Consider the following 22,625-nt stretch of genomic DNA (forward strand, 5'->3'; position numbering starts at 1 on the left):
CCCGGTCGGGGCCCGTGCGCACCGCTCAGGCGGTGGTCGGCACAGCGGCGGCGTCCTCGCGCGAGCGGGTGGCGTCGGCCACCCGACCGTGCGCTCCGCCCACGTGCTTGAGGGCGACGACGATGCCTGCTGTGACCACGGTACCGACAACCACCGCGAGCAGGAACATCAGCGGGTTGCCGATCACCGGCAGGATCCACACCCCACCGTGCGGCGCGGCGGAGGTGACGCCCGTGGCCATGCTGATCGCGCCGGTCACCGCGCCGCCGATCATGGACGCGGGGAGCACGCGCAGCGGGTCGGCCGCGGCGAACGGGATGGCACCCTCGGAGATGAAGGAGGCGCCCAGCAGCCACGCGGCCTTGCCGTTCTCCCGCTCGGCGACCGTGAAGTAGCGCTTGGCCACCGTCGAGGCGAGGGCCATGGCCAGCGGGGGCACCATGCCTGCGGCGATGACCGCGGCCATGATCTCCTGCGGGGCGGTGTTGGCGACGGTCGCGGCCCCGAGGCCCGCGGCGGCGAACGTGTAGGCGACCTTGTTGATCGGCCCGCCCAGGTCCGAACCCATCATGAGGCCGAGGATCGCGCCGAGAGCCAGCGCACTGGCACCGGTCATGCCGTTGAGGACCTCGGTCAGCCACGCCATGAAGGTGGCGATCGGCCCGCCCAGGACCAGCAGCAGCAGACCAGCGGCGAAGATCGTGGCGAGCAGCGGGATGATCACCACGGGCATCAGCGAGCCCAGCCAGCGGGGCAGCCGGGGCTGCGCCAGCCAGTAGGCGGCGAGACCGGCCAGCAGGCCGCCCACGATGCCGCCGAGGAAGCCGGCACCCATGAAGTTCGCGACCAGGCCGGCCGCGAAGCCGGGGGCGATGCCGGGGCGGTCGCTCAGGCCGTAGGCGATGTAGCCGGCCAGTGCGGGCACCAGCAGGCTCATGGCCAGGTTGCCCATCTTGAACAGGACCGCGCCGATGTACTGGGCGAGGGTGAACTCGCCGAGGTTCCAGAGGGTGGAGCCGGTCAGCACGTCGTCGGCGATGTTGGCGATGTCCGCGCCGGCGATCATGAACCCGAAGGCCATGAGCAGCCCGCCCGCGGCCACGAACGGGATCATGTAGCTGACGCCGGTCATCACGGCCTTGCGGATGCGGGTGCCCCAGCCCTCGTTCGCGCCGGTGGAGGCGCCCTGCTCGGCGTCCGCACCGGTCCCGCCCTGCACGCGCGGGGCGTTCGGGTTCCCGGCGTTGGCGAGGGCCTCCTCGATCATGACCTTCGGCTCGTCGATGCCGCGCTTCACCGGCGAGGCGACGAAGGGCTTGCCGGCGAACCGGGAACGGTCCCGGACGTCGACGTCGGTCGCGAAGATCACCGCGTCCGCCGCGGCGATCGTGGCGGGTTCCAGCTTGGTGAAGCCCGCGGAGCCCTGGGTCTCGACCTGCAGGTCGACCCCCATGTCCTCGGCGGCGTAGGTCAGCCCGTCCGCGGCCATGTAGGTGTGGGCGATGCCGGTGGGGCAGGCCGTGACGGCCACGATCTTCTTGCCGGCGTGGGGGCCGGAGTCGCCCGCGGTCTGCGCGGCGGGCGCCGGGGCGGCGCTCCCGTCCCCGGACCGGGAGTCCACCGACGCGGGCACTGCGGCGGCGGACGTGGCGCCGGCGGTCCCCGCGCCGGTCGCTGAGGCACCCACGGCGGGTGCGGTGTCGGCGGTCCCGCCGAGCCCCAGGGCGTCGTCGACGATCCGGACGATCTCCTGCTCGGACCGCGCGGCGCGCAGGGCCGCCACGAAGTCCTTCTTCATCAGCGAGCGGGCGAGCTTGGCCAGCAGCTTCAGGTGCGTCTGGTCGGCGCCCTCGGGCGCGGCGATGAAGAAGACGATGTCGGCGGGGCCGTCCTTGGCGCCCCAGGGGACGCCCTGCGGGAGCCTGGCCATGACCAGCGTCGGCTCGATCACGGCGGTCGAGCGGCAGTGCGGGATCGCGATGCCGCCGGGGATGCCGGTGGCGGTCTTGTTCTCGCGGGCGATGGCGTCCGCCAGCAGCCCGTCGAGCTGCTCCGCGCGACCGGTGCGCTGCACCAGGGCGGCGAGCCGGCCGATGACGGTTTCCTTGTCTGCTCCCAGGTCCTGGTCGAGCGAGACCAGGTCGGGAGTGATGAGCTCGGACACGATGTCCTCCTTGAGCGGCCGGGCCGGGGCCCGGGTGTTTCGGATGAGGTGGGGTGGGTCGGTTCAGTTCGAGACGGCTCGGGCGGGCAGCTCCCGCACGGTGACCGCCTCGGGGGTGGTCTCGGAGAGGGCTGGGACCCGGGTGCCCGGCAGGGCGGCCGCCGCGGACCCGGAGGCCACGGCCTGCCGCAGGCACTCCGGCGGCGCGTCGCCGCGCTCCTGGGCGATGAGGTAGCCGGAGAGGGAGCTGTCGCCGGCGCCCACGGTGGAGCGCACGGCCACGGGGTCGTGGACGGCGTGCCAGGAGCCCTCCGGAACGGTGAGCACCGCCCCGCCGGCCCCGAGGGTCGTGAGGACCGCGCCCAGGCCGCGGTTCACGAGTGCGGCAGCAGTCGCGGACGCGAGGTCGGGATCGGCCTCGAGCCGTTCCCCGTCGACCGTCCCCACGAGCTCGGCGAGCTCCTCGCCGTTGGGCTTGATGAGGTCGGGCAGGGCGTCGTCGCCGGACGTGGCGCCCCGCAGCGCCGCCCCGGAGGTGTCCACGGCGAACAGGGGCGAACGCTCCCCCAGGGCCGACCGGACCCGGCGGACGATCCGTGCGTAGACGTCCTCGGGGGCACCGGGCGGCAAGGAGCCGGCCAGGACCACCCAGGAGGCGTCCGCGCCGCGGTGCACGAGGAGCTCGACGACGGCGTCGACGTGCTCGGGGCCCAGCGGCGCGCCCGGGGCGTTGATCTTGGTGGTGGTGCCGTCCGGCTCGGTGATCGTGATGTTCGAGCGGATCGGGGCGCCCACGGGGACCGTCTCGTAGGGGACCTCGGCCGCGGCGAGCTCCGCCAGCAGCGGGTCGCCGGGGTCGCCCGGCAGCACGGCCAGGGTCGGGACGTGGCTCGCGCGCAGCGCCCGGGAGATGTTCACGCCCTTGCCCCCGGCGTCCTGCCGGGCGCCGTCGGCTCGCTGGACGGCGCCGCGGCGCAGCGGGGCGGGCAACTCGACCGTGCGGTCGAGGGACGGGTTGAGGGTGACGGTGAGGATCACGCGATCACCACCTCGACGTCGGCCTCCTCGAGGGCGGCGGCCAGTTCCGGGCCGGGCGCCCGGTCGGTGATGAGGGTGTCGACTTCGTCGAGGGACGCGAAGCGCATGAGGGTCTCCTGATCGTGCTTGGCCGAGTCGCAGAGGACCACGACCCGGCGGGAGGTCTGGATGATGGCGGTCTTGACGACCGCCTCGATGGGGTCCGGGGTGCTCAGCCCGAACGCGGCGTGGATCCCGTTGCAGCCCACGAACGCGAGGTCGGGGCGCAGCCGGGTGTAGTGCTCCGCGGCCCGTCCGCCGGCGGCGGCCCAGGTGAGCTTGCGGACGCGCCCGCCGACGAGCTCGAGCCCGATGCCCGAGGCGTCGGCGAGCTTGGCGGCGATGTGCAGGGCGTGGGTGATGATGAGCTGCTCCTGCCCGTCCGGCAGCGAGGAGTCCGTGCGGACGATGAGGTCGGCCAGGGCCTCGACGGTGCTGCCGGCGTCGAGCACGACGGCCCCCGCCCCGCTGGTGCGCAGGAGGTCGAACGCCGCCTGCGCGATCCTCCGCTTCTCCGGGGTGTTCAAATGCTTGCGGGACGAGATGGCCTTCTCGTCGGACGTCGACTGGTCGGCGGAGACGGCGCCCCCGTGCACCCTGCGGAGCCTGCCCGCGGCCTCGAGGGCCGCGAGGTCGCGGCGGACCGTCTCCATGGTGACGTCGAAGCGGCGCGCCAGGTCCGCGCCGTTGACCCGGCGAGTCGTGAGCACCAGCTCGGCGATCTCGGCCTGGCGTTCTTCTGCGAACATGGCGTGCACCTCACGGACGGGAACGGTGGACTGTCTCTGCGTTCCCTTGAGTTTATGTGAGTTCTTGTGGTTTTACCAGAGGTTGTGGTGACTCACTTCACGAAAGGCCGCATTCGGCGGTGGGGCCCGTTCCGGCCGGGCGGGCACGGTGTCCGCGCCCGGGCGTAGCCTGGATCCCGGACCGCCCGGCCCACCTCGCCCGTCCCCCGACCAGGAGCGGACGCCCATGCTTCTCCGTCTCGTCCGGCGGCACACCGGCCGCTACCTGTCGTGGGTCCTGGCCGTCGTCGCGCTCCAGCTCGTCGCCACGATCGCCGCACTGCTGCTGCCGAGCCTCAACGCCCGCATCATCGACGAGGGCGTCGTCCGGGGGGACACCGGACTGATCCTGCGCGTCGGCGAGGTGATGCTCGGCGTCGCGCTCCTGCAGGTGGCGGCCGCCGTCGCCGCGGTGTACTGCGCGGCCCGGGCGGCCATGGGCACCGGCCGCGACCTCCGCCGCGCCGTGCAGCGTCGGGTCGGCTCCTTCGGCTCCCGCGAGGTCAACCGCTTCGGGGCACCCACCCTCATCACGCGGGGCACCAACGACGTCCAGCAGATCCAGATGCTCGTGCTCATGGGGCTCAACTTCATGGTGGCCGCGCCCATCATGTGCGTCGGCGGGATCGTGATGGCCCTCCGGGAGGACGCCGGGCTCTCCTGGCTCGTGTGGGTCTCGGTGCCCGTGCTCGGGATCGCGGTGGGGGTGCTGGTGGGCCTGCTCATGCCCCTCTTCCGGCTCATGCAGGGGCGGATCGACCGGATCAACGCGGTGCTGCGCGAGCAGATCGTCGGCATCCGGGTGGTGCGGGCCTTCGTGCGGGAGGACCACGAGCGCCGCCGCTTCGCCGCCGCCAACCGGGAGCTCACCGACGTGTCGGTGCGCATCGGCTCCCTGTTCGTGCTGATGTTCCCGGTCATCACCATGATCCTGCACCTGGCCACCGCCGCCGTGCTGTGGTTCGGCGGCCAGCGGGTGGGCGCGGGGCAGATCCAGGTCGGCTCGCTCACCGCGTTCCTGCAGTACCTCCTGCAGATCCTCACGGCCGTGATGATGGGGACGTTCATGGTCATGATGGTCCCGCGCGCCATGGTGTGCGCCGAGCGCATCACCGAGGTCCTGCGCACCGTGCCCTCCCTGCGGGAGCCCGCCGAGCCCGTGGTCCCCGCCTGCCGGTCGGGCGTGGTGGAGCTGCGCGACGTCACGTTCCGCTGGCCGGGGGCGGAGCTCCCCGTGCTGGCGGGAGTGGGCCTCCGTGCCGAGCCGGGCCGGACGACCGCCGTCGTCGGCGCCACCGGGTCGGGGAAGTCCACGCTGCTCCACCTCGTCCCCCGGCTGCTGGACCCCACCGAGGGTGCGGTGGAGCTCGACGGCGTGCCGCTGCCCCGCCTGTCCCACGAGCAGATCGCCGCCCGGGTGGCCCTCGTGCCTCAGCGGCCGTACCTGTTCTCCGGCACCGTGGCCTCCAACCTCCGGCTCGGGGACGCCGGCGCCACGGACGACGAGCTCTGGGCCGCGCTGCGCACCGCGCAGGCGGAGGACTTCGTGCGCCGGATGCCCGGGGGGCTCGACGCCCCGATCGCCCAGGGCGGCGCCAACGTCTCCGGCGGGCAGCGGCAGCGGCTGTCCATCGCCCGGGCGCTGGTGGCCCGCCCGGTGGTCTACCTCTTCGACGACTCGTTCTCCGCCCTGGACGTGGCCACCGACGCCCGGCTGCGCGCCGCCCTCGTGCCGGCGACCCGGGACGCGACCGTCCTGGTCGTGGCCCAGCGCGTGTCCACCGTCCGGGACGCGGACCAGATCCTCGTCCTGGAGGCGGGACGGATCACGGCGCGCGGGACCCACGACGAGCTGCTGACCACCTCCGGCACCTACCGGGAGATCGTCGAGTCGCAGATCGGCTCGGAGGAGGTGGCCTGATGCCCGCGCCCGCCCCGCCACGCAGGCCCCAGCACTTCTGGTCCTCCGCCAGGCGGCTGCTGGGCCTGCTCGCGCCGCAGTGGCGGGCGCTGCTGCTCGTCCTCCTGGCCGGGACGGTGTCCGTGGGGCTCAACGTGTGGGCCCCCCTCGTCCTGGGCCGGGCCATGGACGTGATCTTCACGGGGGTGATGGGCCGGGACATGCCCGCGGGCGCGAGCCGGGACGAGGTGGCCCAGTCCCTGCGGGACCGGGGCGAGCAGAACCTCGCGGACATGGTCTCGGCCATGGACGTCGTTCCCGGCGCGGGGATCGACTTCCCGGCGCTCGCCCGGCTGATCGCGGCGGTGCTGGTCATGTACCTGGTGGCCTCGCTGCTCATGTGGGCGCAGGGCTGGCTGCTCAACCGCCTGGTCATGCAGGTGGTCCACGACCTGCGCGAGGCGGTCGAGGACAAGCTGAACCGGCTGCCCCTGGGGTGGTTCGACACCCGGGAGCGCGGGGACGTGCTCTCGCGGGTGACCAACGACATCGACAACGTCCAGACGGCCCTGCAGCACTCCTTCGCCCAGCTGGTCCAGTCCCTGCTCACGGTGGTGGGCATCGTGATCATGATGTTCGTGGTGTCGTGGCAGCTGGCGCTCGTGGCCCTGGTCGCCCTCCCCCTGTCCGCGGGGGCCGCCGGCTTCATCGGGGTGCGCGCCCAGCGACTGTTCACGGAGCAGTGGCGTGCCACCGGCGCCCTCAACGGCCACATCGAGGACTCCTTCTCCGGCCACGAGCTGATCAGGGTCTTCGGCCGCGAGCAGGAGACGGCCGAGCGCTTCGACGAGCGCAACGAGGAGCTGTACCGGGCGGCCTTCGGAGCGCAGTTCGTCTCCGGCACGATCATGCCGGTCATGCAGTTCATCTCCTACCTCTCCTACGTGGGCATCGCCGTGCTCGGCGGGCTGCGCGTGGCCTCCGGGCAGCTGAGCCTCGGGTCGGCGACCGCGTTCATCCAGTACTCGCGGGAGTTCACCCAGCCCCTGTCCCAGATGGCGGGCATGGCCAACACCCTGCAGTCCGGGGTGGCCTCCGCGGAGCGCGCCTTCGAGCTGCTCGACGCCCCGGAGCAGCCGCCCGACACCGCCCGCGCCCGCCTGCCCGAGCGGTCCCCGGGCCGTGTGCGCTTCCAGCACGTCTCTTTCTCCTACGCCCCCGGAGCGCCGCTCCTCCAGGACCTGACCCTCGAGGCGCGCCCTGGCCGGACCGTGGCCATCGTGGGACCCACCGGCGCCGGCAAGACGACCCTCGTGAACCTGGTGCTGCGCTTCTACGAGCTCGACGCCGGGCGGATCACGCTGGACGGCGTGGACATCACCGACCTCCCCCGCGCCGATCTGCGCTCCCGGGTCGGGATGGTCCTGCAGGACGCCTGGCTGTTCGGCGGGACCATCCGGGAGAACATCCGCTACGGACGGCTGGACGCCACGGACGAGGAGGTGCTCGAGGCCGCCCGGGCCACCCTCGTGGACCGCTTCGTGCGCGCACTGCCGGAGGGCTACGACACCGTGATCGACCCGGAGGGCAGCAACGTGTCCGTGGGCGAGCGGCAGCTCATCACCATCGCCCGGGCCTTCCTGTCCGACCCCTCCCTGCTGATCCTGGACGAGGCGACATCCTCGGTGGACACCCGCACCGAGCTGCTCGTGCAGCAGGCCATGGCCGCGCTGCGCAGCGACCGGACCTCGTTCGTCATCGCACACCGTCTCTCCACCGTCCGTGACGCGGATATCATCCTGGTGATGGAGGACGGCCGGATCGTGGAGCAGGGCACCCACGACGACCTGCTCGCCGCGCGGGGCGCGTACGCCGCGCTGCACGCGAGCCAGTTCACGGCGCCGACGGTCCCCGACGACGCCCCCATCACCCACCAGTCCTTCGACGTGCAGGAGAGCACCGCCCATGACACCCCGTGAGCTCTACGGACGCTTCGCCCTCGCAGAGGCGGTGACCTGGACGCTGCTGATCCTCGGCATGGCCCTGAAGTACACGGGGGTCTCGGAGGCCTTCGTGCCCGTCTTCGGCATGCTGCACGGGATCGTGTTCCTGGGGTACTGCGTGGTGACCTGCTTCGTCTGGGTGGACCAGCGGTGGTCCGCGGGGTTCGGCGCACTGGGCCTGGCCGGCGCCGTCGTCCCGTACGCCACGATCCCCTTCGAGCGCCGCGCGGAGCGCACGGGCCGGCTCGCCGGCGACTGGCGCCTGGCCCCCGGGGGCGACCGTCCCGGCACCGTGCTGGAGAGGTTGGAGGCCTGGTCCCTCCGCAGCCCGTGGCTGGCGGTGGCGGCAGGCGTGGCCGTGGTCGCGGGTCTCGCCTCGGTGCTCCTGTACCTGGGTCCGCCCGTCCCCCGCGGCTGAGCCCGGTCCGCGCCGCGCCGGTCGCTGGTGAGCTCGCACCCGGTATAGCGTGGTCGTCAGGACGGCCCCGCCGACCGACGGCGGCGCCACGAGGAGGATCCACGTGACCAATTTCGCCAACGTTGAGCGCCGGCACCTCGCCGCGCTCCTGCGCCGAGTGGGCCCCGACGCCCCGACCCTGTGCGAGGGCTGGAGGACCCGTGACCTCGCCGTGCACCTCGTCCTGCGCTCCGGGCGTCCGGACGTCCTCGCCGGCAGGGTGCTGCCGCAGGTGCCCGTCCTGGGCGAGCGCGCCCGCCGCACCGAGCAGGCCGTCGCCGGCCAGCCGTGGGAGGAGCTCGTGCGGAAGGTGGAGCACCCCCCGCTGTACTCGCCGGCGCGGCTGGGACCGGTGGACAAGCGGATCAACACCGTGGAGTACTTCGTCCACCACGAGGACGTCCGCCGCGCCCAGCCCGGCTGGCACGAGCGCCCGCTGCTGCACGACGAGGAGCAGACCCTGTGGCGGTCCCTGACCCTGGTGGCCAAGGTCATGCTCAAGGACGAGGACGACACCGTGGTGCTCATCGCCCCGTCCTACGGTGCCGTGCGCGGCGGCCGCGGCAGGACGGGAACCGTGCGCGTGCTGCGCGCCGTGCCGAGCGAGCTGCTGCTGTGGACCTTCGGCCGCCGCGAGCAGGCCAAGGTGGAGCAGACCGTCGAGTAGTCCGTGCTCCCGCACGGACGTCAGGAGGGGGACCGCGCACCGCGTGGTCCCCCTCGTGACGTGCTCCGCCCGTCAGCGGAACAGGTCCGCCCGGACGCCCATGATGATCCGGTCACCGGGCCGCGCGGTGCGCATGTACCTGGCGACCTCGTGCTCGTGCAGGGCGATGCACCCCGCCGTGGGCTTCTTGTTCGCGTGCAGGAAGATCGCGAAGCCGTTGCCCTGGACGATGGACGAGTCGGGCGGGCGGTTGTAGTTGATCACCACGCCGAGCCGGTAGTCGCCGGACAGCGAGAAGTACCACATGTTCTCGTCCGGCCAGGTGTAGCCGGTCGACTCGAAGTACTTGTTGTAGAGCGTGCCCAGGCGCCCGCCCCATCGGGAGTTCGGGTTGAGCTGCCGGTAGGGCAGCGCGGTGCCGGGGTTGTAGACCCCGAAGGACTCCGTGACCGAGTACGAGCCCTGCGGGGAGAACAGGTACTGCGTGTGCCCCGAGGGCACCCCGGGCCGCTTGAACCCGCTGGCGCCCACGTAGGCGGACGTCCGCCACTCCTCGACGTAGCTGCCGCCGATCCGCACGCAGTTGACGAACGTGGCCTGCGAGCGCCCGTAGCCCTCGGCGATGGTCAGGGACACGCGCGCCGCGTTGCGGGTCGGCTGCACGGAGCGGCCCGTGTTGAGGTGGTGGCACTCGCCGCGGAACGGGTGCGTCCGGGCCCCGGTGGCGCGGCTCCAGGTGACGATTCCCCGCTGGAACTTCTGGTGCACGGTCCCGCTTCCGACCTCGTCCGTGACGGGGTAGCCGAGCGAGCCCCGCTCGCGACCCGTGGCGATCCACCGCAGCCCGATGGCGCCGTTCGTCCTGACCGCCCGCGCCCCCGTCCCGGAGCTCCAGTAGATCGTGTGCGACCTGGTGAAGGACTGCCGGCACCCGCCGCCGGCCAGCCCGCAGACCTCGTCGGTCGTGGGGTAGCCGTAGGCCCCGGCCTCGCGCCCGCCGAGGGCCCACTTGTGGCCGATCGCGCCCCGGGTGTTGACGGTCCGCGCCCCGGTGGACGAGGTCCAGTAGATCGTGCGGGCTCCCGCGAAGGACTGCCGGCACCCGCCGTCCGGCCCGCAGACCTCGTCGGTCGTGGGGTAGCCGTAGGCCCCGGCCTCGCGCCCGCCGAGGGCCCACTTGTGGCCGATCGCGCCCCGGGTGTGCACGGTCCGCGCGCCGGTGGAGGCGCTCCAGTAGATCGTGCGGGCCTTCGAGAAGGACTGCCGGCACCCGCCGCCCGCCAGGAGGCAGGACTCGTCGTCGACGGGCCAGCCCAGCGCGTCCACGCCGCCGGCGGAGAACCACCGGTGGCCGATCGCGCCCCGCAGCTGCACGAAGTGTGCGCCGTGCGCCTCGGACCAGAGGACCACACCCCTCTGGTGCGGCCACTCCCAGCCGCCCTTCCAGGGACGCATCGGCGCGGTCGGCTCCCCGGTCCTCGCGGCGGCCCGGACCGCGGCGGCCTCCAGGGCCTGCCGGACCTCGGCGGGGACGTCCGCGTTCTCCGCGGCGGCCGCGGCCGAGGTCTCCTGCGACTCCGTCTCCGGTGCGGCGGTCCGCTCCTCGGCGGGCTCCGCACCCCGGGAGGGCTCCGCCGCCGGTCCGGCGCCGGCCGTCGGCTCAGCAGGGACCGCCGGTTCCGTCGCCTCCGCCGAGGTGGTCGGCTCGGCCGAGGCGCCGGGGGTGATCGTGAGCACGGCCCGGGCCGCGGCACCCGTGGGGTCCACCACGGCATAGGCCACCTCCACCGCGGGGGCGTCGGCCGGCCGGTCCGGAGCCGGCATCAGGGCGAGGACCGGGTGGTCGGGGACCTCCCAGCCCTCGGGCAGAGCCCCGGGCTCCGTGCCCGGGGACACCACGCGCAGGGACCCGAGGTCCGTGCGCAGCTCGTCGACGAGCTCGTCGTCGGCCTCGCGGGCCGAGGGGTCCACGAGCAGGAGCCGCGCCGTCGCGGGATCCTCGAGACCGTCGTTGGCCAGGACGTCGACGAGCGCGGTCCTGCCGTCGGGCACGGTGGACTCGTCGTCCGCCGGATCGAGCCGCACGGTCGCCGCGACGGCACCCGCCGCGGGATCGGGAGCCGTCGTCGGACCGGCCGAGACGCCGGGCGCGGTCGGCGCCGCGGACGCCCCCGGGGCGCCGGCGAGGACGACTGCGAAGCAGGCCGCGACCGCGGCGGGGATGCGCAGAGCTGAGATCTTCATGGGGGGTCCCTTGCTGGGCTTCAGTCGGTGAACTCGACGTAGTGGTCGGGGGTGGTGCTGTCGAAGACGCGGACGGCCAGGTCGGCGTCGTGCTCCGCGGAGAAGGCGACCTCGAGGGAGGCGCTGTCGCCGGGGGCGATGGTCGGGAAGGTCTCCATCGGCACGCCCAGGGAGTCGTCGAAGACGGGGATCGCCGGCTCCTCCCCGTCGACGGCGACCGGGAAGGACCACGGCACGGCGTCGACCGGGGTTCCGCCCGTGTTGGTGAGGGTCAGCGTGAACACCTGCACCGGGGTGCCGGGGGCGGCCCGGACCGGACGCTCGCCGGTGGTGCCGGGACGGGGGCCCTGCACGACGGCCTCGAGGGAGGCGTCGAGCCGCTGGGTGGCGCCGAAGGAACCGGCGGCGTCCCGGGTGGAGGTGTCGTCGTAGGGGGCCACGTCGTTGCCCGACGGGACCGGGCTGCCGCGCGGCGTCTCCGGCGCGGCGTTCCCCGTCTCCGCGGGCGAGGACCGGGCCGTGGACCCGGCCGTGGCCGCCGGCGGGCTCGCGCTGGACGCCGCGGTGGTGCCGGCCCCCTGCTCCTCGGCGCAGCCCGCCAGCACGACGACGAGCAGCGCCGCGCAGGCGGGCCCGAGCCGACGGCCGGGGGGTGAGGGGAAGGGAACTGCCATGGGGGACTCCTCGACACGGTCCTGGGGGGACCGACCGGCGCCACGCCGCCTCCGGATGGGCGGTGGCGTGGCGCCGGTCGTTGGGGGTCACGCTACACGCGCTGTTTGCTTTTGTGATTCGCATGACACCGTGTGGCGCGGCGCCGCGGTCGTCACGGACAGGGGCGCTTGGCGAGCTCGGCCGCGAGGGACTGGGCCGATGCGGTGGAGGAGTTGATCCGCCAGTCCACCTCCTTGTCGAGGTGGAACCAGACGAGCCCCGTGACGTCGGGCTGCTGGGCCAGGTAGTACACCAGGTGGGCGTTCCACTCGGCCTTGGACCCCCCGGCCTCGGCGGTGGCGGTCTCGGCGATGACGATCTCCTTGCCGGGGGCCAGGCGCCGCATCTCGGACAGCCCGTAGGCGAACAGGTCCCACGGCTGCTGCCAGCTGGACCAGGCCTGGGAGGTGCCCCAGTTGTAGCCGTCCAGGGCCACGACGTCGACGTAGTCGGCACCGGGGTAGAGCCCGTCCAGGGGCGTGGACCCGTAGTAGGGCACGTTCGGGTTCCACACCCACTGGACGTTGTCGGCGCCCGCCCTGGTGAAGATGTCGTGGACGTGGCGCCAGGCGGCGACGTAGTCCCCTGCGCCGTTGCCGTTGACGCCCTCGGCCCACGGGTACCAGTTCCCGTTCATCTCGTGGCCGAAGCGCAGCATCACCGGTGATCCCCAGTCGGCCAGGCGGGTGGCCCAGTCGGTGATGTGGGCGTCGTGGGCGCCGGAGGCGATGGCGTCCAGGGAGTGGGCCGGCTGGTCGATCCCGCCGCCCCAGGCCCACGGCTCCCAGGTCAGCAGGGTGGTGGCCCCGGCCGCGCGGGTCTGTTCGAGCTCCCAGTAGGGGACGGGCTGGGTGAAGTCCTTGTAGGAGAGCACGATCGACGGCTTCTCCCCCGTCAGCGAGGCCACCTCGGCGAGCTCGGTGGAGGCCGCGGGACCGCCGGCCGTGCCGACGCCGAAGCGCAGGGGGCACGTGCGGACCTGGGGCTCCGCGGGCGCGACGGCGACGGGCCTGACCGGTTTCTTCGCGGTGGCGAGCACCGCCGGTCCGGTCGGGAGGTGGATCGAGGGCGCCGCGTGCGCCGCGGGGACGGCGACCATCCCCAGGGCCACGGCGGCGGCGGCCGCCGTGAGGGAGCGCAGGACACGAGGGGGAACAGAAGCAGGCATGGGGGCCTTCCGACGGGAGCGGGCTCTCCGCCGACGGCGGGCGCGCTGGGGGGTCTCGCACGGAGCAACGAGGATTAGCAGACGCAAACTATCATCCGGGGGCGGCCACTCCCCCACGCCCCTGCCGACCGCGTCATACGCGCTGACCGGAGGCGAGGTCCTCCCGTCATGGACGGCGGCCGGCTCGTCCGCGCGCTGCCTCCCGGATCGGCGCGGAGACGGCCCTGTCCCGGCGCCTGGGCCGCGCCCGATGAGTAGTGTGGTGACATGTCCTTGGAGCTCGCCGATGCCACCGCCGCCCGCCGACGAGTGCATGCGCTGCACGCCCTCAACGTGCTGGACACTCCTCGGGAGCAGCGCTACGACCGCATCGTCCGGCTGGCGCAGCGGGTGTTCGACGTGCCCATGGTGGCGGTGAACCTCATCGACGCGGACCGGCAGTGGACCAAGGCCGAGACCGGTCTCGACGGGCTGGAGAACACCCCCTCCGACGACTCGATGTGCCGCCACACCGTGGAGCGACCGGGCGCCCTGATCGTGACCGACACCACCGCGGACGACCGGTTCCGCGACAACGTCTTCGTCCGCCGGGACCCGCACGTGCGGTTCTACGCCGGCCAGCCGCTGGAGGCGCCGGGAGGTGAGCGGATCGGCTCCCTGTGCCTGCTCGACACGAGACCCCGCGCCCTGAGCGACGACGAGCAGACGCTGCTGCGGGAGATGGCCGGCTGGGTGGAGCGGGAGCTGGCGCTGCAGCACGAGCTGGACCGTGCCGCACAGGTCCAGCAGGTGCTCATGCCCCGCACGGCGCCCCGTGTGGACGGGTACGAGCTGGCCGGCCGGTGCGTTCCCACCCAGGCGATCGGCGGCGACTTCTTCGCCTGGCACCTCCTCGACGACGAGCAGCTGCAGCTGCACGTGGCCGACGTCATGGGCAAGGGCATCCCGGCGGCGCTGATCGCCGCCTCCGTGCGCGCGATGCTCGTGGGCGCCGCCCAGTTCAACGACCAGCACAAGACCTTCGCCCGGGTCGCCGTGGCGTCGCAGGAGCTGCTGTCCGACACCGGTGCGTTCGTCACCGCGTTCTCCGCCCGACTGGACCCGGCCACCGGGCGGGTCCAGTACGTCGACGCCGGGCACGGTCTCGCCTTCGTCTTCACCGCCGACGGCTACCGCCGGCTGGAGCGGTCGGGTCCCCCGCTGGGGGTCTTTCCGGACGACACGTGGGACCTGCACAGCACCGTGCTCGAGCCGGGCGAGACGCTGGTGGTGGTCAGCGACGGCTTCCTCGACTTCTTCCCCTCGCTGGAGGAGACCCTCGACCGGGCCGTCGGGGCCGATATCCACAGCCTGCCCGTCGCGGAGCTCGTCGACCGCGCCGTCTCCTTCGCCCGCACGCAGGGGCACCCGGACGACGTCACCGTGGTGGCCCTGCGCCGCACCGCACCGGACGCCCGCCGCGCCTGAGCAGCCGCGCGGGAGCGGCCGCGCCGGGCCGCCGGCGGGAGCTCACCGGGGGACGAGCCGGAACAGGAACCTGGTCCGGACCATGACCCACAGCAGCCCCAGGACCACGACGTAGGCGGCGGTGTTGAGCCACAGGTTCCCCTGCTGGAGGGCGGGCACGTTGGCCACGGCCAGGATCAGGAACACGTGCACGATGAACACGTAGAGCGTGGCCTGTCCCAGCGGGACGAGGAACCACCCGAGCGCGCGCTCGAGCGGCCTCCAGTAGGCGCTGAGGACGGCGTAGCCGGCGATGACCACGAGGAGCACGTTCACCAGCCGGCCGATCCCCAGGTAGGTCCGCCCGAAGAAGGCGTCGTAGACCGTCCGGAACGTGGACTCCGGCAGCAGGGCCAGCCGGACGTCGTAGGCGTTGGTGAGGTACGGGCTGGACCAGGTGAAGAGCGCGCAGGCGACGGCCAGCACGAGGCACGCGGCCAGCGCGGGGCGCCGCCGGCGGTGGGAGAACCAGGAGACGATCTGCTGCCGGTGGTGACCTGCCGTCATGCCGATGACGAACAGGACCTGCCACACCAGCAGGGGGAACGAGTCCTCGAACTGGGACGGCAGCAGCCGGATCCGGAAGGCGGTGCCCGCCGCGTACAGGGCCAGGCTGATCGCCAGGACCAGCCACGCACGTCCGCGCGCCAGGGCGGCCAGCGCCAGGGGGCTCACCAGCAGCAGGACCACGTACAGCCCCATGATGTTGAACTGCCACGGACCGATCTGCAGCAGGAACAGGGACGGGATCAGGTGGGCGGGGACGGGGAACTGCAGGAACCCCTCCATCCCGGAGTAGAGGTCGTAGGTGGCGCCCGCGGCCCCGGCCCCCGCGGCACCGGTCCCCTGGTCCGTGAACGTGGTGACGGCTCCCGCGTCCAGGAAGGGCAGCAGGCTGAGTCCGTAGACGGCCAGCACCACGACCAGCGCCGTCACGTAGAGCTTCCACGCCCTCGAGGCGGTGCGGTCCACCACCGTGCCGAGATCGTCCTTCGCCCGTGACCCGTGGACCATGCCCAGGACCGCCCCGGAGAGCAGGACGAACAGCTCGGCTCCCGAGACGACGCCGACCGTCTCCTGGGTCAGCAGCTGGAACACCGAGGTGATCCCCACGTGGTTGACGACCACGAACACGATGGCCGCTCCGCGCAGCATGTCGATGCGGACGTCCCGGCGGGAGGCGTCCGCGTACGCCCACGCCCTGGCCGGGCCCCGGCGCGGCAGGATCCACAGGAGCAGGCCCGCGGCGAGCACGGCCAGCACCACGCCCCATGCGGCCGGGCCCTCGAGCACGGACCCCTCCGCCGACGGATCGGTGCCCGGGAGCTCCACCGGTGCTGTGACCGGCCCACTGACCAGGGCGGACTCCTGCAGCCGCTCGCCGACGGCCGCGGCGAGTCCGGGATCGGCGGTGACGCGCCAGTCGACGGTCACCGCGCCGTCGTCGCGCTGCTCGACCGTCTCGTTCCACACGACCGCGCGGATGCGGTCGTGGTCGCCGGCGGAGATCGTCGCGAGCACCTGGTCCCACCAGGCCTCCTTGACGTCCCGTTCGGACGGGCCGCCAGTCCCCGGGCTGTAGAAGGCGCCGGTCTCCACCATGAGCGGCTTCTCACGGCCGGCGGCGTACACGGCGTAGAAGTCGTCCTCCCCCGCGGGCCCCGTGTCCTCCCCGGAGCCCAGCAGGGCGCCGAACTGCCCCGGCGCGGGCAGGACGTTGCGGGCCGGTCCGGTGCCGGTCTCGTCGTGATAGGCGACCAGTCCCACCCAGTCGACGACGTCGTCGCCCGGGTAGTAGGGGCCGTAGGGGTCGTCGTCCTGGTCCCAGACCCCGTCACCGCTCGTGTCCAGAGCTGCTGGATCACCGCCCTGCGGCGGGGTGCTGGACGCGTCCCGGAAGGGGTAGTCCGTGCCGGCCGTGGGCGCCCAGACCATGACCGGGTCCTCGAGCTCGGCGTCCAGGGCGCTCGCCACCGTCCGGAAGGCCTCGGTGTACGCCCGGGGCTGCTGGCCCCACGGCACCCAGGTGGCGTTCATCTGCGGGGCGAACCGGACGAAGACCGTGCCGGGGAATCCCTCCGCGGCGTCCGCCAGCTGCCCTGCCAGGACGGCGGCCTGCGCCTCGTCCACCCGGCTCAGCGCGATCTCCGGACGGACGGTGAGCAGGGCGTGGGCGCCGTGCCCGGAGACCTGGGAGAGGTAGTCCCGCAGGTGGCCCTGCTCCTGCTCGCCCATCGGCAGCGGAGCGGGCCTGCCGTAGACGGCTGCCGGCGCGCCGAGACGCTCGGCGTGGTCGGCCGCCGTGTCCGTGCCCCAGTCCAGCAGCGCCCCCAGATACGGGCCCTCGGACCCCGGGTCCTCCGCGGCCCGCACCGCCCCGGCGGGCACGAGGAGGAGCCACAGCAGCAGCAGGATCAGCGCCACCGCGGCCAGGGGGCGCACGCGTCGTCGGGCGATGGGTACCAGGGGGCCCTCCAGGGGTCGGTCCGGGCGCGGCGTCGTCCGCTCGCAGGGGGACCGTCGCCCGGGGGCGCCGAAGCGGCCGGGGGTGCTGCCGCGGACGACGGACGTCACGGGGAACAGCTCTTCCCGCGTGCGTCCACCGATATCACCACGGCGCGGCGCCGGACGTGCGGAGGCTCGACACCGTGTCCCCGGAGGTTTCCTCCGGCGGGCTCCCTGCCGGCCGTGCCGGAGGGCTCGGTCCGCGGAATGCGGCGGCGCCGGGCCGGCGCCGTCCTCGAGCTCACGGTGCCGGTCGACGGAGCCGGCACCGGCCGCTGTCCCGCACAGGGAGCGCCCCGTCCCCGTGGGACGGAGCGCTCGTTTCCTAGGGCGGGAAGCGGCCCTGGGGACGGCGGCCGCGCCCCTCGACCACGGACACCCCGTGCGCGTCGGGCCGGCAGCCGACCGGCTCAGTGCTTGTGGTCGTCGTGGTCGTGCTCGTCGCCGTGCTTCTGGTGCGAGTGCTCGCCCTCGTCCTTCATCTCGTCGTGGTGCTTCTTGCTCTTCCAGTCGTCGTCGTCATAGAAGTGCCACTTCTCGTGCTCTCCGCAGTACCACCAGTGATCCTCGTGGTCGTCGTCGTAGTACTTCTCGTCGTGATCGTGCCGGTCATGCCGATCGCGGTCCCATTCCCGGTCCTTGTCCCGGTCCCGGTCCTTGTCCCAGTCCCGGTCCCAGTCCTTGTCCCAGTCCCGGTCCCGGTCCTTGTCCCAGTCCTTGTGGTCCCGGCCGTCCCGGTCCCGGGCACGCTTCTCGTTGTCGTCCCGCCCGTCGTGGCGATCGTCTCGTCCATGACGATCGTCACGATGGTCATCATCTCGATGCCCGTCACGCCTCACGTCGTATGTGTTCTCGCCGTTCCAGGACTTATCATCCTCATACCCCGCGACCGCCGGGGTGGCAACCGTTCCTCCCACGAGGGCGGCGGCCATGGCCGCGCCGACGAGGGTCCTCCGCAGATTGCTCATTGCTGCTCCTGTGGAAAGGGCACGACATGGGGATCGTCATGCGATGGAGATGTTCCGCGACCTGGGCAAGAGGTCTCACCTATGAGATAGGTATGAACACCGTAGAAGTGACCTGAGTCACGGTTCAAGACACCGGCCAGGGCAGTCACGTTCACGGTTCCGTCTCATGGCATCCCCGGAGCGGCATGTCGTGCCCGGACCCTCGTCGGCATGGTCCCCGCGCGGTCGATCCCGCGGCCGTCCCCCGAACCGGGGCGCCGGGATCCCCGTCCTGGCGCGGATTTCTCCCGGGCTCCTCACCGTCGCACAACCCTGAGCAGATCCGGGGCGAGGGCAGCGACCGCTCGACCGAGAAGCGGAAATCAGCGAGCTAATAACCCATGCTGAGACCTCAGCGCAACATGTGACGTCATGTGTGGTCGCGAGTGCAACACCGCGGACCGGTGGAGCCCCCTACCGGATTCGAACCGGTGACCCCCTGTTTACAAGACAGGTGCTCTGGCCAGCTGAGCTAAGGAGGCGAGGCCGCCCTCGGGCATCCGCACGGATGCGGCCCGAGCGGCCGGTCCCTCAGGATATCGGACGGGTCGGGAGACCCCGAAATCCCTGGCCGCCGGCAGGGTCCGCACAGCGCGACGGCGCCGCGCCCCGGGAGGGGGCGCGGCGCCGTCGTTCTGCTCCGTGCTGGAGGGGTCGCTACTTCTTGGCCGCCACGGCCGCGTCGAGGGCCTCCTGGAAGGCCTCGTTGCCGAGCCGCTCGCCGTCGATGAAGACGGTCGGGGTGCCCGAGACACCGTTGGCGAGGGACTCCTGCGAGACCACGTTGACCATCGGCCGCCACGTGTTCTCCTCGAGCGCGCTCGCGATGTCGGCGCCGTGGGAGGAGGCGATCTCCACGAGCTGCTCGTCGTCCAGCCCACCGGTGCCCTGGTGGGTGAAGATCTCCTCGACGAAGGCGAGGTACTGCTCGGCCGAGGCCTGGTTGCCGACCTCGTAGGCGGCGGACGCGGCCCGCGAGGAGTACTGCGTCGGCGTCGAGCGGTCGAGGAAGTTCAGGTTGCGGTACTCGAGGACGATGTCGCCCGCGGTCACGGCCTCATCGAGCGCATCGGCGTTCTCGGCCTCGAAGTCGGCGCAGTGCACGCACTCGAAGTCCTGGAAGATCACGACCTGCACGGGCTCTTCGTCGCCGGAGGCCTCGACACCCGGCGGAACGGCGGTGTCGTCCGGGGTCTCCGGGGCCTCGGGCACCTCGCCGAGGTCGCGCTCCTCGACCTCGGACTCGCCCGTGCGGATCCCGTCGGCCGTCAGCACCGTGCCGCCCCACTGGTTCGCACTGGCGGGAACGGGCCCGGCCTCGGGGATCTGCTGGGCGCGGTTCTGCGCCACCACGATGCCGATCACCGCGACGATCACGAGGACCAGGGCGAGGATGCCCAGCTGCAGGATCCGGCGGGAGCGCTTGTCCTGCCGTGCATGCTGGTCCGCGACCTGCCGCGCCCGCTCTCGGGCGGCGTCGCGGTTCCGGGGGTCGGGGGTCGTGCTGCTGCTGGTTGCCATGGGTCCTCTTCGAAAGATCCTGGGGGGCGGATGGGGACGTGTCGTCGCCCAGATTATCGGACCCCCTCCCGGGCCGCCGACTCAGGAGATCACCAGGCAGAACCGTGAGCACACTGATGAATAGACTGGAGCCGGGACGACGACGACCTACCGGAAGGACACCTCGTGAGTGCAGAGCAGACGCCCACCGCCTCCTCGGACGATCTGGAGCAGGTGCCGGAGCCACGGACGGACGTGCCGCAGGAGGGCGGCTACGACTTCGTCGTGGTCTCCAACCGTCTGCCCGTGGAGCGCGTCGTCGAGCACGGGGAGTCCTCCTGGCGCCGCTCCCCCGGCGGGCTCGTGGCCGCCCTGTCCCCCGTGATGGCCCGCAACGCCGGCGCCTGGGTGGGCTGGCACGGGGCCGCCGACGAGACGCTGGAGCGCTTCGACCACGACGTCTTCCACCTCGCGCCGGTGCCGCTGTCCGCCGGGGAGGTGGAGGCCTACTACGAGGGGTTCTCCAACGCGACCCTGTGGCCCCTCTACCACGACGTCATCGCGCCGCCGGAGTTCCACCGCACGTGGTGGAACAGCTACCGCCAGGTCAACCGCCGCTTCGCCGAGCGGACGGCCGAGATCGCCGCCGAGAACGCCACCGTGTGGGTGCAGGACTACCAGCTGCAGCTGGTCCCCAAGATGCTGCGGGAGCTGCGGCCGGACCTCACGATCGGCTTCTTCAACCACATCCCGTTCCCGCCCCTGGAGATCTTCGCGCAGCTGCCCTGGCGGCGGGACGTCCTCGACGGACTGTCGGGCGCAGACCTCATCGGCTTCCAGCGCCCCGGTGACGCCCAGAACTTCCAGCGCTGCGTGCGGCGGTTCCTGGCCGTGCCGTTCAAGAACGGAGCGGCCCGCTTCGGCACGGACGACGCCGCATGGACCGTGCACGCGCAGCCCTACCCCATCTCCATCGACGCGCAGTCGATCAGGGAGCTCGCCTCCCGCCCGGAGGTCAAGGAGCGGGCCCGGGAGATCCGCCACGAGCTCGGCGACCCGGAGACCGTGTTCCTGGGCGTCGACCGCCTGGACTACACGAAGGGCATCCTGCACCGCATCAAGGCCTACGGGGAGCTGCTGGAGGACGGCAGGCTGACGGTGGGGCCGTCGGTGCTGGTCCAGGTGGCCAACCCCTCCCGGGAGCGCGTGGAGTCCTACGTCCAGCTCCGGGAGGACGTGGAGGGCCTCGTGGGCCACCTCAACGGCCAGCACGACACCATCTCCCACACCGCGATCCGCTACCTGCACCACGGCTACCCTTTCGAGGAGATGGTGGCCCTGTACCTCGCGACCGACGTCATGCTCGTCACCTCCCTCCGGGACGGCATGAATCTGGTGGCGAAGGAGTACGTCGCGGCCCGGACGGACGGGTCCGGGGTCCTGGTCCTCTCGGAGTTCACGGGGGCCGCCGAGCAGCTCAAACAGGCGCTGCTGATCAACCCCCACGACATCGACGGGCTCAAGAACGCAATGCTGCGGGCCAAGGACATGTCCGCGGCCGAGGCGAAGAAGCGGATGCGCTCGATGCGCCGACAGGTCCTGGGCAACGACGTCAACGACTGGTCGGAGGCGTTCCTGCGGGATCTCGCCCGCACCCGCCCCGGCACGACCGATGAGGAGGAGCGGTGATGGACCCGCACGACGGCACCCGCCCGGCGCTGGAGGACGCCCTCGCCCGGGCGGCCGAGGCCGAGACCCTGCTGATCGCCCTCGACTTCGACGGCACCCTGGCCCCGTTCACGGACGACCCGGACGACAGCCGGGCGCTGCCGGAGGCTCAATCCGCGCTCGAGGAGCTCCTCGAGCTGGACCGCACGTACGTGTCCGTCGTCTCCGGGCGGCCCATGCGGTTCCTGCGCTCCGTGGTGGACCCGGCCGGCCGGATGCTGCTGTCCGGCTCGCACGGGGCGGAGCTGCTGCTCGACGCCCTGGGGGACGCGGCCGCCGACACCGCACTGCAGCTCTCCCCTGCCCAGCAGGAGCTGCTGACGCAGGCCACCGCACTCGTGGAGGCGCAGGTGGCCCGGTATCCCGGGTCCAGGCTGGAGCTGAAGCCGACGGGGGCCGCCTTCCACACCCGCACGATGGCGGACCAGGCCCTGTGCGCCCAGGCGGAGCAGGAGATGCTCGAGCAGTTCGAGCAGCTCGAGGGACTGAAGATCACCCCGGGCCAGCACGTGGTCGAGTCCTCGGTGCACTCCGCGACGAAGGGCGAGGGCATCACGGCGTTCATGCAGGCCACCGGCGCCGACGTCACCCTGTTCGCCGGTGACGACGTCACGGACGAGAACGCGATGCGCGAGCTCGGCCCCGCCGACCTCGGCATCAAGGTGGGCACGGGACAGAGCGTGGCCGCGCACCGGGTCGCCTCGCCGGAGGAGCTCGCCACGGCCCTGGCCCGGCTGGCCGACCTGCGCCGGGGCGCGCTGCGGTGACCTCGGGTGACGGCGCGCCGATGGCGGCGACGCCCCGAAGGTGATTAGGATCACTGTGGTCCCCATCCCTTGAGGGGGCAGCTCTTCTCCTTCGGATCGTCCGGCACGTGCCTGCCGGGAAAGAGGCCTTGACCCATGTCTTCCGTGCGCTACGCCAATGTGACCTGCCAGTACCCCGGTGCCGAGCGGCCCTCGGTGACCGACCTGAACCTGGACATCGCCGACGGGGAGTTCCTCGTCCTGGTCGGTCCCTCCGGGTGCGGGAAGTCCACCACCCTGCGGATGCTCGCCGGCCTGGAGGAGGTCACCGGCGGGAACATCTACATCGGTGACCGCGACGTCACCGACGTCCCCTCCCGGGACCGGGACATCGCCATGGTCTTCCAGAACTACGCCCTCTACCCGCACATGAGCGTGGCGGAGAACATGG

17 protein-coding genes and 1 tRNA gene are annotated in these 22,625 nt (G+C 72.6%); 8 read left to right on the forward strand and 10 right to left on the reverse strand.

All coding sequences use genetic code 11. The annotated features are described in order from the left end of the window. Positions 1–25 precede the first annotated feature (25 nt). The 3 genes from ACFYE3_RS09680 to ACFYE3_RS09690 all read right to left on the reverse strand — a co-directional run bounded on the left by ACFYE3_RS09680 (position 26) and on the right by ACFYE3_RS09690 (position 3,990). Positions 26–2,164, reverse strand: coding sequence for a PTS fructose transporter subunit IIABC (locus ACFYE3_RS09680; protein ID WP_387608472.1), 2,139 nt, complete (start codon positions 2,162–2,164; stop codon positions 26–28). A gap of 63 nt (positions 2,165–2,227) precedes the next feature. After that, entirely contained in the window at positions 2,228–3,202 is a 975-nt protein-coding gene (locus tag ACFYE3_RS09685) for a 1-phosphofructokinase family hexose kinase (RefSeq protein WP_387608474.1), read from the reverse strand. Beyond that, positions 3,199–3,990, reverse strand: coding sequence for a DeoR/GlpR family DNA-binding transcription regulator (locus ACFYE3_RS09690; RefSeq protein WP_368832363.1), 792 nt, complete (start codon positions 3,988–3,990; stop codon positions 3,199–3,201). Before ACFYE3_RS09690 ends, ACFYE3_RS09685 begins: the two co-directional genes overlap by 4 nt. Positions 3,991–4,216: 226 nt before the next feature. Between ACFYE3_RS09690 and ACFYE3_RS09695 the strand changes: the two genes are divergently transcribed. From ACFYE3_RS09695 to ACFYE3_RS09710, 4 genes are all read left to right on the forward strand, one after another. After that, positions 4,217–5,950 (forward strand): ABC transporter ATP-binding protein, encoded by a 1,734-nt coding sequence (locus tag ACFYE3_RS09695; RefSeq protein ID WP_387608476.1) that lies wholly within the window; start codon positions 4,217–4,219, stop codon positions 5,948–5,950. Next, complete coding sequence (locus ACFYE3_RS09700; RefSeq protein ID WP_387608479.1) at positions 5,950–7,908, forward strand: ABC transporter ATP-binding protein; 1,959 nt, start codon at positions 5,950–5,952, stop codon at positions 7,906–7,908. Before ACFYE3_RS09695 ends, ACFYE3_RS09700 begins: the two co-directional genes overlap by 1 nt. Further along, the gene (locus tag ACFYE3_RS09705; RefSeq protein ID WP_387608481.1) at positions 7,895–8,350 is read left to right on the forward strand and encodes a DUF3817 domain-containing protein; all 456 of its coding nucleotides are present in this window, start codon (positions 7,895–7,897) and stop codon (positions 8,348–8,350) included. Before ACFYE3_RS09700 ends, ACFYE3_RS09705 begins: the two co-directional genes overlap by 14 nt. 103 nt (positions 8,351–8,453) lie before the next feature. After that, the gene (locus ACFYE3_RS09710; RefSeq protein ID WP_387608483.1) at positions 8,454–9,056 is read left to right on the forward strand and encodes a TIGR03085 family metal-binding protein; all 603 of its coding nucleotides are present in this window, start codon (positions 8,454–8,456) and stop codon (positions 9,054–9,056) included. A gap of 72 nt (positions 9,057–9,128) precedes the next feature. Here the strand turns inward: ACFYE3_RS09710 and ACFYE3_RS09715 are convergent, their stop codons facing one another. The 3 genes from ACFYE3_RS09715 to ACFYE3_RS09725 all read right to left on the reverse strand — a co-directional run bounded on the left by ACFYE3_RS09715 (position 9,129) and on the right by ACFYE3_RS09725 (position 13,182). Beyond that, a complete protein-coding gene (locus ACFYE3_RS09715; RefSeq protein ID WP_387608485.1) occupies positions 9,129–11,300 on the reverse strand; it encodes a L,D-transpeptidase family protein in 2,172 nt (723 codons plus the stop codon). A 20-nt stretch (positions 11,301–11,320) separates the two neighbouring features. Continuing rightward, a complete protein-coding gene (locus ACFYE3_RS09720) occupies positions 11,321–11,974 on the reverse strand; it encodes a hypothetical protein (RefSeq protein ID WP_387608487.1) in 654 nt (217 codons plus the stop codon). Between the two features lie 152 nt (positions 11,975–12,126). Next, a complete protein-coding gene (locus ACFYE3_RS09725) occupies positions 12,127–13,182 on the reverse strand; it encodes a glycoside hydrolase family 26 protein (RefSeq protein ID WP_387608489.1) in 1,056 nt (351 codons plus the stop codon). A gap of 267 nt (positions 13,183–13,449) precedes the next feature. On the opposite strand from ACFYE3_RS09725, the gene ACFYE3_RS09730 reads away from it, so the two are divergent. Continuing rightward, positions 13,450–14,649, forward strand: coding sequence for a PP2C family protein-serine/threonine phosphatase (locus ACFYE3_RS09730; RefSeq protein WP_387608491.1), 1,200 nt, complete (start codon positions 13,450–13,452; stop codon positions 14,647–14,649). Between the two features lie 42 nt (positions 14,650–14,691). Here ACFYE3_RS09730 and opgC read toward each other — a convergent pair whose 3' ends face one another. From opgC to ACFYE3_RS09750, 4 genes are all read right to left on the reverse strand, one after another. Beyond that, complete coding sequence (opgC, locus tag ACFYE3_RS09735; protein WP_387608514.1) at positions 14,692–17,130, reverse strand: OpgC domain-containing protein; 2,439 nt, start codon at positions 17,128–17,130, stop codon at positions 14,692–14,694. A 473-nt stretch (positions 17,131–17,603) separates the two neighbouring features. Then, positions 17,604–18,161 carry a hypothetical protein gene (locus ACFYE3_RS09740; RefSeq protein ID WP_387608493.1) on the reverse strand — a complete coding sequence of 186 codons (558 nt, stop codon included), beginning with the start codon at positions 18,159–18,161 and terminating at the stop codon, positions 17,604–17,606. A gap of 444 nt (positions 18,162–18,605) precedes the next feature. Then, positions 18,606–18,682 (reverse strand) — tRNA-Thr (locus ACFYE3_RS09745). A gap of 175 nt (positions 18,683–18,857) precedes the next feature. Further along, the gene (locus ACFYE3_RS09750) at positions 18,858–19,721 is read right to left on the reverse strand and encodes a DsbA family protein (RefSeq protein ID WP_387608494.1); all 864 of its coding nucleotides are present in this window, start codon (positions 19,719–19,721) and stop codon (positions 18,858–18,860) included. A 213-nt stretch (positions 19,722–19,934) separates the two neighbouring features. Between ACFYE3_RS09750 and ACFYE3_RS09755 the strand changes: the two genes are divergently transcribed. The 3 genes from ACFYE3_RS09755 to ACFYE3_RS09765 form a co-directional block, all read left to right on the forward strand. After that, on the forward strand, positions 19,935–21,389 hold the full coding sequence (locus ACFYE3_RS09755) for an alpha,alpha-trehalose-phosphate synthase (UDP-forming) (RefSeq protein ID WP_387608517.1): 1,455 nt from the start codon (positions 19,935–19,937) through the stop codon (positions 21,387–21,389). Next, positions 21,389–22,195, forward strand: a complete 807-nt coding sequence (gene otsB / locus ACFYE3_RS09760) for a trehalose-phosphatase (protein ID WP_387608496.1) — start codon at positions 21,389–21,391, stop codon at positions 22,193–22,195. Before ACFYE3_RS09755 ends, otsB begins: the two co-directional genes overlap by 1 nt. A 135-nt stretch (positions 22,196–22,330) precedes the next feature. Next, a partial coding sequence (locus ACFYE3_RS09765; protein ID WP_387608498.1) for an ATP-binding cassette domain-containing protein occupies positions 22,331–22,625 on the forward strand: 295 nt, incomplete at its 3' end.

It is taken from the genome of Kocuria arenosa (assembly GCF_042879215.1).
GTDB classification, from domain to species: domain Bacteria; phylum Actinomycetota; class Actinomycetes; order Actinomycetales; family Micrococcaceae; genus Kocuria; species Kocuria arenosa.